Below are 9,413 nucleotides of genomic sequence, written 5' to 3' on the forward strand. Positions count from 1 at the left end.
CTATGCGTTGAATTTAGTGATTAAGGTGGTTTTCGGCGGCTTCGGTATTGCGTTGCTCACCCCTTAACAGGGCGTTAGCTGTCTGAGGAGATTATGAATAAAAATTTAACTGTGATTGGTTTTGTATTGACGGCAATATACATGGTCGGTTTGCTCTCAATATTAAGTGATCGAATTGGGCAAATACTTGTCATGGATTTAAACGAAGTTGGAGACTTCTTTGCCGGCATCTTTGGACCTGTAGCATTTTTGTGGCTAGTACTCGGTTTTTTGCAGCAAGGGAAAGAGTTACAACAGAGTACCAAAGCACTTGAGCTGCAAGCTGCGGAACTTAATCAGTCTGTTAAACAACAGCGAGAGTTGGTTGAAGTTACTAGAGCCCAATTGGAAGCTGAGCGCAATGTTGTTGAATTGGAAAACAAACGGCGTGTTGAGGCGGCAAAGCCTAATTTTGTATTCCTTGCTGTTGGGGCTGCTCATAGTTCTGGTAAAAGTACGTTTAGATTTAATGTAAAAAACACAGGAAGTACATCTACTAACTTGAATATAGTATTTAGTGAGCCGATGGCACAGCAGCATCCAACGGAAGTTCATGCTTGGGAAATGAGTCAAGAAGTTCAATTTCAGTTTAGGTTTGCTAGCGCTATACCTGATGAGTCAACTGTTACAATTCATTATGTTGACGCTCTTGGTAGCTCAGGACAAAGTGAGTATAGAATCGTAAAACAACTTACAGACTCACCTAACCCAAGTCTTAAGGTAATACCAAAAACCAACAGCTAACAAACTGTTTAAGAGTGATTCGCAACGCGTGGCATTTTTTACTTTGCGTTGGTTTTAGTGTTTAAGGTGGTATGCGGTGGCTTCGGTATTGCGTTGCTCACCCCTTAACAGGGCGTTATAGCGCACGATAAAATTGAATATGGATGGTCATGGATAATATCGAAAAAGAGCTCTATCAAGCAGCAATAGAACTAGTAAATATGCGATATCCTTCTGGTTGGGGTGGAGCTGCGGCTGTTAGAACAGAGTCAGGAAAAATATTAACAAGCATTGCTCCTGATACTAAAAACGATGCTCTTTCACTATGCATGGAGGTGGGAGCGTATTTAGAGGCTCACAAACTCAATGAGCGAGTGACCCACTCATTATGCCTGTGTCGTGAGAGCGAGAACGATGAATTTCTAATTTTGTCACCATGCGGAGTTTGCCAAGAGCGCCTCGTCCATTGGGGTGGGGATGTCAAAGCAGCAATTACGACTTCAGGGAATGCATTGGTTTTCAAGACTATACGAGAATTAATGCCTCATCATTGGTCACTTGTAAACGGCAAAGCGCTATAACAAACTGTTTAAGAGTGATTCGCAACGCGTGGCATTTTTACTATGCGTTGGTTTTAGTGTTTAAGGTGGTATGCAGTGGCTTCGGTATTGCGTTGCTCACACCTTAACAGGGCGTTATGGCGCAGTCAGGCTTTGAAGTCAGTCGCAGCACTTCAATCACCATTCTCGATAAATTGTGCTAAAGCCTTAGAATTCAAATTGGCGTACGCATAGTGAGGTGAAGATGGACAAGGCAGAATTCATTCAAAAACACTTAATTGAGAAGGGTGTTCCAGCAGATTTAACTAAGCCAACTGCATTTATTTGGTCTAAATACAAAGACCCTTCTCAGAAACCCTTAATTTTTCAATCGCCTGCAAAAATACTCATAACACATGGTCTATTTATGGGGCTACTATGGGGGGCGTTGATGTGGGTGTTTTTTTGGCATTCAGAGCCAGAAAATTGGGTAACTTATCTTGTATCATCATCTCTATTTGGCATTTGTATGGGACTTATCAACGTATTTCGCATTATTAAGGCTCGAAAGCTTTTGGGTGAAACAAACTGGGAAAAATGGTGTCATCAACACTACAAGTAAAGCGCCATAACAAAGCGTTTAAGACAGATTCGCAACGCGCGGCATTTTTGGTTTCAATCGGCTTAAGTGTTTACGGCACAATGGTTTAGGTTAGGCGTAAGCGTTGCTCACTACTTAACGCGGCGTTAGTACTGGATGGGCATCAAAGGTAAAATTTTCGGTGTTTATTGGTTTCTTTTCCTAGCTTTACACCTGGTCAAATGTGCCTTTCACGTTCTTTCCGGAGGCACTATATGAGTTGTGTTTGCTTTGACTTCACCGTTTACGGTGTCTAACTTTCGGGCTACTTCTCTGGTGCGGCTTCTTTGGTGTTGAGAAGTTTTCGTCAAAAAACGAGTTTCTTTGGTGCGGTTGTTTAGTTCTGAAGTCCGTCTTCTTTGCTAATTTGAAAACGGTGAAAATAGGTCAGTTAAGAAAGTTTTTGTTCCAGCCAACTTGTGTTTTTAGAGTGAGTTCTAGTTTGGCAGTTGTCCCTTTGGCCTCAGCGTTTTAAGCTATAATTTTCGTGCTATATTTCAATATCTTGGTGTGTACCAAAGGCTTTAAGGGCAGCGTACTAACAAACAATTCAAGAGGGATTCGTAACGCGTGGCATTTTTACTATGCGTTAATTTTAGTGATTAAGGTGGTTTGCGGTGACATCGGTGTTGCGTTACTCACCCCTTAATTGGGCGTTATGCCTCAAGGAGGAAAAATGGTGCAAGGATACAGAATCAGCACGGATAAAAGTCACCTCGACTTTGAGGTGATTTACGAATTTATCTCAGAAAGTTACTGGGCGTCAGGAATACCAAAACATACCCTAGAAAAAGCTATTTCAAATTCACTTTGTTTTGGTGTCTATGATAGCCATGATTTTCAAGTAGGCTTTGCTCGCCTGATAACAGACAAAGCAACGTTTGCTTACCTTGCTGATGTATTCATAGTAGAGAAGCACCGAGGAAAAGGTTTGAGCAAGTGGCTCGTTGAAAGAATAGTGTCTCACCCTGATCTGCAAGGTTTAAGGCGTATGGTATTGGCAACAAGAGATGCACATGGTTTGTACGCGCAATACGGTTTCCAACCAATTGAAAATCCAGAGATACTAATGCAAATTTGGCATCCAGATGTTTACCGTAAGTCAGAGGCATAACAAACGCTTCAAGACGGATTCGCAACGCGTGGCATTTTTACCATGCGTTAAGTTTAGTGATTTAGGTGGTGTGCGGAAACATCGTATTGCGTTGCTCACCACTTAAGCGGGCGTTAGCATTCATGGAGAAAAAGAATGTCTCACAAAACAGAAGTTCGTTACTGTTCAGATTGCGGTACGGATACTCATCACGTAGTTGTCTTGGTCAGAAAGCCGAGTGCTTTTAAAGGTGCCAAAAATCAGAAGTTTAAGGAATTTATAGCAGGCGCGATTAAAGGCTGGGCTCTTGGAGCATTTGTTGCCTCTATGGATGAGTTTGAGCGTCACCTAGTTTGTGAAAAGTGCGGCAAAAAGACAGTAGAAAGTTAGCTACCTAATAACGTAGAAAATTTATAGTCTGACTTGGTGCTGAATGCTAACAAACGCTTTAAGACGGATTCGCAACGCGTGGCATTTTCACTATGCGTTGGTTTTAGTGTTTAAGGCGGTATGCGGCGGCTTCGGTATTGCGTTGCTCACCACTTAAGCGGGCGTTATAACACAGAATCAACTTCTTGCTCAAAAGGGTCAGTTGAACTATTATTTGTACGTTATTTTGTACTAATTGGAGTTCAATATGAGTCGCATTCATTTCGATCAAGATATTCAACCTTTGTCTGAGTTTCGTGCCGGTGTAGCTTCATACATCAAGCAAATCAATGAGACTCGCCGTCCATTGGTCATCACACAGCGTGGTAAAGGTGTTGCTGTTGTTCTCGATGTTGCAGAGTATGAAGCAATGCAAGAGAAGATCGAGTTACTGGAAGAAATGCGCACAGCTGAAGCTCAATTAGCTTCAGGCCTTGGTGTTTCAAATGATGATGCTCGTGCTCAAGTATTGGGGCGCATTAAGAAATGAAAGTAGTTTGGTCTCCATTAGCGCTTCAGAAGCTAGGCGATGCAGCGGAATTTATTTCTTTGGATAATCCACCTGCAGCAGAAAAGTGGGTAAACGAAGTTTTTGACAAAACTAAACTACTTGGAAGTATGCCTGAAATGGGGCGCTTTGTTCCTGAAATGCCCAATACTAACTATCGTGAAATCATATTTGGTCACTATCGTATTATCTATAGCTTAAGCCATGAGATCCGCGTACTGACAGTTCGTAATTGTCGTCAAATGTTGTCGGAAGACGACGTGTAAAACTGTGTTATAACAAAGCGTTCAAGACGGATTCACAACGCTTGGCATTTTTGGTTTGAATCAGCTTTAGTGTTTACGGCGAAATGGTTTAGGTTTGGTGGTCGCGTTGTTCACCACTTAACGCGGCGTTATATGCTTTATTTGATTAGGTAGTTCAAATGAGTCGAAAGAAATTTATGGAGTCTGTGGGTGCAACCTGCAGAAACTGGAACTGGAGTTGGTCATTTGTTAATCACGATGAAAAGTTTGTGGTTTTTGGTCATTGGGATGTACACAAAGATGGCTTAATCTTTGATGAAAGTTGGAAACGTGCGGGGAGAAAGCAGTCACTCGAGCACGTATCTCTCATTCAAGAGCATGGGTACAGTTTAAAAACGTTCCCAATGAAGTACGATGAAACAGATACTGGTACCGCTAAAATTAAAAAGTTTCGACTGGGTTCTTGAGGATAAGTATTTAGCGGGAGTTGATGGTCTTTGGTATGCGTTAAGCCCCTCTGAACACGAGGTTGTCACATCTATAGAAGAGGTTGTTAACCCCGAGACTTACACTGAGGGTGCAACGAAGAGAATCTCTGTAAATGCATATGAACGTAACGCTGATGCTAGAGCTAAGTGCATATCTCATTATGGGTGCAAATGTTATGTTTGCAACTTTGATTTTCAAAGTGTTTATGGTGATATCGGTAAGGGTTTTATACACGTGCACCACGAAGTTGCACTTGCTGATATAAAGCAAGAGTATGATGTTGATCCTATCAATGACTTAAAGCCTTTATGTCCTAATTGTCATGGAATCATACACAGAACATATCCGCCGATATCCGTCGATGCTTTGATTTCCCTGTTAGGTGACAAGGTTTAAGACGCATATAACAAACTGTTTAAGAGTGATTCGCAACGCGTGGCATTTTTGCTATGCGTTGTGTTTAGTGGTTAGGGTGGTATGCGGAAGCATTGGCATTGCGTTGCTCACACCTTAACAGGGCGTTAGCTTAAATCATTAACAAGGATGTGTAATGAGAAGTAAAAAATGGATATTTGCAGGTATTTTACTCATTGGTGGACCTTCATTATTGCCATTTAGTTTGGAAGTTATCTCAATAATTGAGCTGTTTGGTCTTTTCGGCTTGTGGACAATTTATTCATCTTACGCCGAATATTTGGTGAATCATCCTCGCTTTAAAAGAGGTCTGCGTTTAGCTACCAGTTGGGACTTCCAGCCTCAAATGTTGTTCTCGCTGAGAGAGCTTAGGACATGTCCACAATTAGTTTTTCATATGTTCCCTATTCAAAGTGTGATGGTCTGGACTTTGAATATTATGTTTTGGGGTAGTGTGGCTTGGTGCTACATAATTTAAGCTAACAAATTGTTCAAGAGGGATTCGCAACGCGTGGCATTTTTACTATGCGTTGTTTTTAGTGATTACGGCGGTATGCAGCGGCTTCAGTATTGCGTTGCTCACCCCTTAACAAGGCGTTAGGCTTATGGAAGATTAATAAAATGTTCAGTCGAAATTATAGATTACTTACCCAAGAGGGACATTTGACAATGTCCAGTCTTCTGGGAGGTTTAAATTCATTGAGAAACGCGAATATTGATGAGATTCATCGAGGTTTGTTTTATTCCGGTTTGTTCGAGCTTGCAACAGGCTTTGAGCGTTTGATGAAAATAGTGCTTATCCTTGATCACCAACTTAAAAACCACCTCAAAAATCCAACAAACAAAGAGTTAAAAGCTTTTGGTCATAATATAAAAGATCTCTTTGAAAAATGTTCGCTACTGCCTCAGGCATATGGATTACGACAAGAATTAAATCTAGATGATAAGCAAACAAAAATAGTATCTACTCTTACAGAGTTTGCGAAAGGCTCGCGATACTACAACCTTGATGTGTTAACTGATCACAATAAAAACGAAGATCCTATAAGTCTTTGGCTATCTGTAATTGATGACCATATTTGGGGCTTACGTAGTGATGTGCGCACAAAGCTACAAAATGATGCAATTCAAGCTATTGATCGTTCAGGCATGGCAAGCAGTTGGCAGCAAAATGTAGATGGTGAATGGATGACAATGCTCGACTTTTACTATTTGATGTCTGCTACAGAAAAGACTAATCCTCATGTAGTGTGGTCGGTTATCGAGATATTACGCCCATTTTATGGATTGTTGTGCTACCAATGCCATGAATTACACGAATTATATGCGTTGAAAGGTAAGGAAAATGAAATACCTTATATGTATGAGTTTTTCCCCTTTTTCCTAACGCCAAAAAGTTCTGCTTTGAGAAAGAAACAGTGGGTTTGGGGAAAATAAGCCTAACAAACTGTTTAAGAGTGATTCGCAACGCGTGGCACTTTTACTATGCGTTGGTTTTAGTGATTAAGGTGGTATGCGGGAGCTTCGGTATAGCGTTGCTCACACCTTAACAGGGCGTTATACGAATAGAGGGAAATTATGTACAAAAATACTGATTTTAACTTGGATTCAAAAGAATTCAGGTTTAAGAAAGACTCATATCCTTTGTCTAAGATAAACAATGTTAGGGTTAAAAAGTTAAGTTTTCTTGATAATTTAGGTCAAGTTTTATTCTGGGTGTGTGTGTTTTCAGGGGCAGTTTGGTTAGTTATTCCAAGGTTGGAAGAGGTGCCACAATGGCTACTAGTTTTAGTTCTTAGTCTGACGGTTGTAGGTTTGGTTTTTGCTCTTTTTCGTTGTTCTAAATATGCACTTCAAGTCGAGTTTCGCCACATAGATGAAACGGGCGTTCAATGGGTTAATGTCGCCAAGTCATACTCAAAGTCAGATTGTGAGTTATTTGAACAGCAAGTGTCGGCACTGAAAAAATTCGTATAACAAATTGTTCAAGAGTGATTCGGCACGCGTGGCATTTTTACCATGCGTTGGTTTTAGTGGTTAAGGTGTTATGCGGAACCTTCGGTATTGCGTGCCTCACACCTTAACAAGGCGTTAGCAATATAAGAGGAAACCAATATGTCAGGGATTAAAGATTTAGACGAACTGCTACGTTCGATGAGTCCCAAATTAGTAGAAGCTGAGTTTGTATTTTGTACTGTTTCAGGTCAGCTTGCAGACTACGTTCAGCTAAATCCAGTCGCCACGTTCGCTGAATCTGAGGGCTTAACTTTGGTTCTTGAAAAGTCAGTCGCAGAGAAAGCCGCTTTGTCGTTTGACGGTACGTATAGCCAAATTACTTTGACGGTTCACTCTAGTTTGGAAGCTGTCGGTCTTACAGCAGCAGTTGCGAGTAAGCTAGCATCAAAGAGCATTAGTGCTAATGTAATTGCAGCTTATTATCACGACCATATTTTCGTTCAAAGTAGCAAAGCAGAAGCGGCAGTTATAGCGTTAGAAGAGTTCAGTGTTTAAGGCTGAGTCATATTGCTAACAAAGCATTTAAGAGTGATTCGCAACGCTTGGCGTTTTCGCTTCGCTCAAGTATAGCCAAGCGTCGCTCACACCTTAATGCGGCGTTATGTGCTTAGGGAGAAAAATCAGATGCTTAGACAGTTAGGCGATTTTCCAAATAGAAGTTTTGTTGAATATGCAACTATCAATGTACGAGTGAAAAATGAGTTTTTGCCGAAAAATCTGCGCTCATATCATTGGGAGCATGATGAAAATTCAATGATTACACTTAGTGTATCTCCTTCAGGGCGATTACGAGGAAAAAGTATTTATCTGGAATCGCTAGAGTTAGCTGAAGAATTTTCGGGTTTCCTCCATCAACTGTTCAGTCAACGAAAGTATAAGGCAGACTATTCTTTGGAAGTGGTAGTGGAAACATCTTCTAGGGGTAAGACTATTTCACGTTGGAAAGCCGAAGATTCCCAGAAAGTTAGAGACGTACTACAACTTCAAGTACGCACATAACAATCTGTTTAAGAGGGATTCGCAACGCGTGGCATTTTCACTATGCGTTGGTGTTAGTGGTTAAGGTGGTATGCGTCAGCTTCAGTATTGCATTGCTCACCCCTTAACAGGGCGTTATATGCCATGAGGACAAATTAAATGTTCGAAAGCGTGTTTTTGAACGAGATTTTAAAGTCAGAACTGACTAATAGAAATGTCATTTTAGAGAAAGCGGAATGGCTGCCTAAGTGTCACAGGCTTATCATATTGAAGTACCGGTTCTCTGAGCAATATAGTCTTGCGACTTACCGTGAGGTGAATGACACACATTATTGGCTCTCTGAGTACGTCGATGGGAATGAATGTTTAGCTTGTAAGTTTGAAGTCCTGAACTAACAGGCCTGTTGGTAACATCATCCATTGAAACCTGTGATTAGGCATATAACAAAGCGTTTAAGACGGATTCCCAACGCTCGGCGGGCTTGGTGTAAAGATATGCATCAGTGTTTATGGCATAATGTCTAGAGTGCAGCGGTAGCGTTGCTCACCACTTAACGCGGCGTTAAATTACAAGGAAGCTTATGAGCATTATTTTTCATCCAGTATTATTAACATTTATTACGTTGCTAGTTGGTGCACATGTTTTTGGCTACAAGACTTCAGGGAAGTGGCCAAAATCGTACTGGAAAGCTGGTGATTATATATGGTTGTCATTGGCTTTTTTTGCATTGATTAATGCGCTTTCAACCACACGAATTAATGAAGCTGTGCAAGCAGAGAAAATTCTCAGAAAGCAACTTGTATCAAGTTATAATGACCGAATATCCAACCTTGAAAAAGGACAAGCATTTATGGAAAAACACTTTACGCTTGATGGTATAGATAGCCCAGCATTTGATATCGGATTAAAGGAACTAGCTGAAGATGCCTCAACAATCGATGCACGTACAGCTAAATTAAGAAGTGACATTTCGGAAAATGAGAGCCAAAAGGTAGAAACAGCCTTTGAAAAAAGTGCCAAAAGTATTTACGTATATTTCTTAGTTATTGGCTTAGCTATACGGATTACAATGGCTAGCGCTGAAGTATTCAATTGGTATAAAAAATAATTTAACAAACAATTTAAGAGTGATTCGGCACGCTTGGCATTTTTATTATGCGTTGGTTTTAGTGATTAAGGTGGTATGCGGCAGCATCGGTATTGCGTGCCTCACACCTTAATTGGGCGTTAGTTTGCATGGATAAACTCTCACCCCAGTTATTATTTCTAGGGTGAAAGTCGTGTTATTTCAGATGATTC

Annotated in this window: 13 protein-coding genes and 1 pseudogene; all 14 read left to right on the forward strand. The window is 40.8% G+C overall.

The genetic code is table 11. The features are described from left to right. Positions 1-93 precede the first annotated feature (93 nt). Positions 94-783 carry a hypothetical protein gene (locus R7M72_RS23685; protein ID WP_230238826.1) on the forward strand — a complete coding sequence of 230 codons (690 nt, stop codon included), beginning with the start codon at positions 94-96 and terminating at the stop codon, positions 781-783. Positions 784-932: 149 nt separating this feature from the next. Beyond that, positions 933-1,343 (forward strand): cytidine deaminase, encoded by a 411-nt coding sequence (locus tag R7M72_RS23690; protein WP_021033956.1) that lies wholly within the window; start codon positions 933-935, stop codon positions 1,341-1,343. A 223-nt stretch (positions 1,344-1,566) separates the two neighbouring features. Beyond that, positions 1,567-1,923, forward strand: a complete 357-nt coding sequence (locus tag R7M72_RS23695) for a DUF6404 family protein (protein WP_168834774.1) — start codon at positions 1,567-1,569, stop codon at positions 1,921-1,923. Positions 1,924-2,620: 697 nt separating this feature from the next. Next, positions 2,621-3,055 carry a GNAT family N-acetyltransferase gene (locus tag R7M72_RS23700; protein WP_069491079.1) on the forward strand — a complete coding sequence of 145 codons (435 nt, stop codon included), beginning with the start codon at positions 2,621-2,623 and terminating at the stop codon, positions 3,053-3,055. A 135-nt stretch (positions 3,056-3,190) separates the two neighbouring features. Beyond that, on the forward strand, positions 3,191-3,424 hold the full coding sequence (locus R7M72_RS23705; RefSeq protein ID WP_171343242.1) for a hypothetical protein: 234 nt from the start codon (positions 3,191-3,193) through the stop codon (positions 3,422-3,424). Positions 3,425-3,671: 247 nt separating this feature from the next. After that, the gene (locus R7M72_RS23710) at positions 3,672-3,953 is read left to right on the forward strand and encodes a type II toxin-antitoxin system Phd/YefM family antitoxin (protein WP_000086647.1); all 282 of its coding nucleotides are present in this window, start codon (positions 3,672-3,674) and stop codon (positions 3,951-3,953) included. Continuing rightward, positions 3,950-4,237: a type II toxin-antitoxin system RelE/ParE family toxin gene (locus tag R7M72_RS23715; RefSeq protein WP_315956410.1), complete on the forward strand. Its 288-nt coding sequence runs from the start codon at positions 3,950-3,952 to the stop codon at positions 4,235-4,237. The genes R7M72_RS23710 and R7M72_RS23715 overlap by 4 nt, the downstream gene beginning before the upstream one ends. 158 nt (positions 4,238-4,395) lie before the next feature. Beyond that, positions 4,396-5,101, forward strand: a pseudogene (locus R7M72_RS23720) (HNH endonuclease). Positions 5,102-5,255: 154 nt separating this feature from the next. Further along, positions 5,256-5,597, forward strand: a complete 342-nt coding sequence (locus R7M72_RS23725; protein WP_315956409.1) for a hypothetical protein — start codon at positions 5,256-5,258, stop codon at positions 5,595-5,597. A 191-nt stretch (positions 5,598-5,788) separates the two neighbouring features. Beyond that, complete coding sequence (locus R7M72_RS23730; protein WP_315956408.1) at positions 5,789-6,556, forward strand: hypothetical protein; 768 nt, start codon at positions 5,789-5,791, stop codon at positions 6,554-6,556. Between the two features lie 141 nt (positions 6,557-6,697). After that, complete coding sequence (locus tag R7M72_RS23735; RefSeq protein WP_017821406.1) at positions 6,698-7,096, forward strand: DUF6232 family protein; 399 nt, start codon at positions 6,698-6,700, stop codon at positions 7,094-7,096. Positions 7,097-7,234: 138 nt separating this feature from the next. Continuing rightward, positions 7,235-7,630, forward strand: a complete 396-nt coding sequence (locus tag R7M72_RS23740) for an ACT domain-containing protein (RefSeq protein ID WP_315956407.1) — start codon at positions 7,235-7,237, stop codon at positions 7,628-7,630. Between the two features lie 129 nt (positions 7,631-7,759). Then, positions 7,760-8,134, forward strand: coding sequence for a hypothetical protein (locus R7M72_RS23745; protein WP_047482926.1), 375 nt, complete (start codon positions 7,760-7,762; stop codon positions 8,132-8,134). Between the two features lie 560 nt (positions 8,135-8,694). After that, positions 8,695-9,222 (forward strand): hypothetical protein, encoded by a 528-nt coding sequence (locus tag R7M72_RS23750; RefSeq protein ID WP_315956406.1) that lies wholly within the window; start codon positions 8,695-8,697, stop codon positions 9,220-9,222. The last annotated feature ends 191 nt before the right edge of the window (positions 9,223-9,413 follow it).

It is taken from the genome of Vibrio sp. YT-18 (assembly GCF_033337345.1).
Lineage (GTDB): Bacteria > Pseudomonadota > Gammaproteobacteria > Enterobacterales > Vibrionaceae > Vibrio > Vibrio alginolyticus.

What these genes read in the sequence shown, in the direction of transcription:
- R7M72_RS23685 (WP_230238826.1), top strand. Translation starts at nt 94, where the DNA reads ATGAATAAAAATTTAACTGTGATTGGTTTTGTATTGACGGCAATATAC.
- R7M72_RS23690 (WP_021033956.1), top strand. Translation starts at nt 933, where the DNA reads ATGGATAATATCGAAAAAGAGCTCTATCAAGCAGCAATAGAACTAGTA.
- R7M72_RS23695 (WP_168834774.1), top strand. Translation starts at nt 1,567, where the DNA reads ATGGACAAGGCAGAATTCATTCAAAAACACTTAATTGAGAAGGGTGTT.
- R7M72_RS23705 (WP_171343242.1), top strand. Translation starts at nt 3,191, where the DNA reads ATGTCTCACAAAACAGAAGTTCGTTACTGTTCAGATTGCGGTACGGAT.
- R7M72_RS23710 (WP_000086647.1), top strand. Translation starts at nt 3,672, where the DNA reads ATGAGTCGCATTCATTTCGATCAAGATATTCAACCTTTGTCTGAGTTT.
- R7M72_RS23715 (WP_315956410.1), top strand. Translation starts at nt 3,950, where the DNA reads ATGAAAGTAGTTTGGTCTCCATTAGCGCTTCAGAAGCTAGGCGATGCA.
- R7M72_RS23725 (WP_315956409.1), top strand. Translation starts at nt 5,256, where the DNA reads ATGAGAAGTAAAAAATGGATATTTGCAGGTATTTTACTCATTGGTGGA.
- R7M72_RS23730 (WP_315956408.1), top strand. Translation starts at nt 5,789, where the DNA reads ATGTCCAGTCTTCTGGGAGGTTTAAATTCATTGAGAAACGCGAATATT.
- R7M72_RS23735 (WP_017821406.1), top strand. Translation starts at nt 6,698, where the DNA reads ATGTACAAAAATACTGATTTTAACTTGGATTCAAAAGAATTCAGGTTT.
- R7M72_RS23740 (WP_315956407.1), top strand. Translation starts at nt 7,235, where the DNA reads ATGTCAGGGATTAAAGATTTAGACGAACTGCTACGTTCGATGAGTCCC.
- R7M72_RS23745 (WP_047482926.1), top strand. Translation starts at nt 7,760, where the DNA reads ATGCTTAGACAGTTAGGCGATTTTCCAAATAGAAGTTTTGTTGAATAT.
- R7M72_RS23750 (WP_315956406.1), top strand. Translation starts at nt 8,695, where the DNA reads ATGAGCATTATTTTTCATCCAGTATTATTAACATTTATTACGTTGCTA.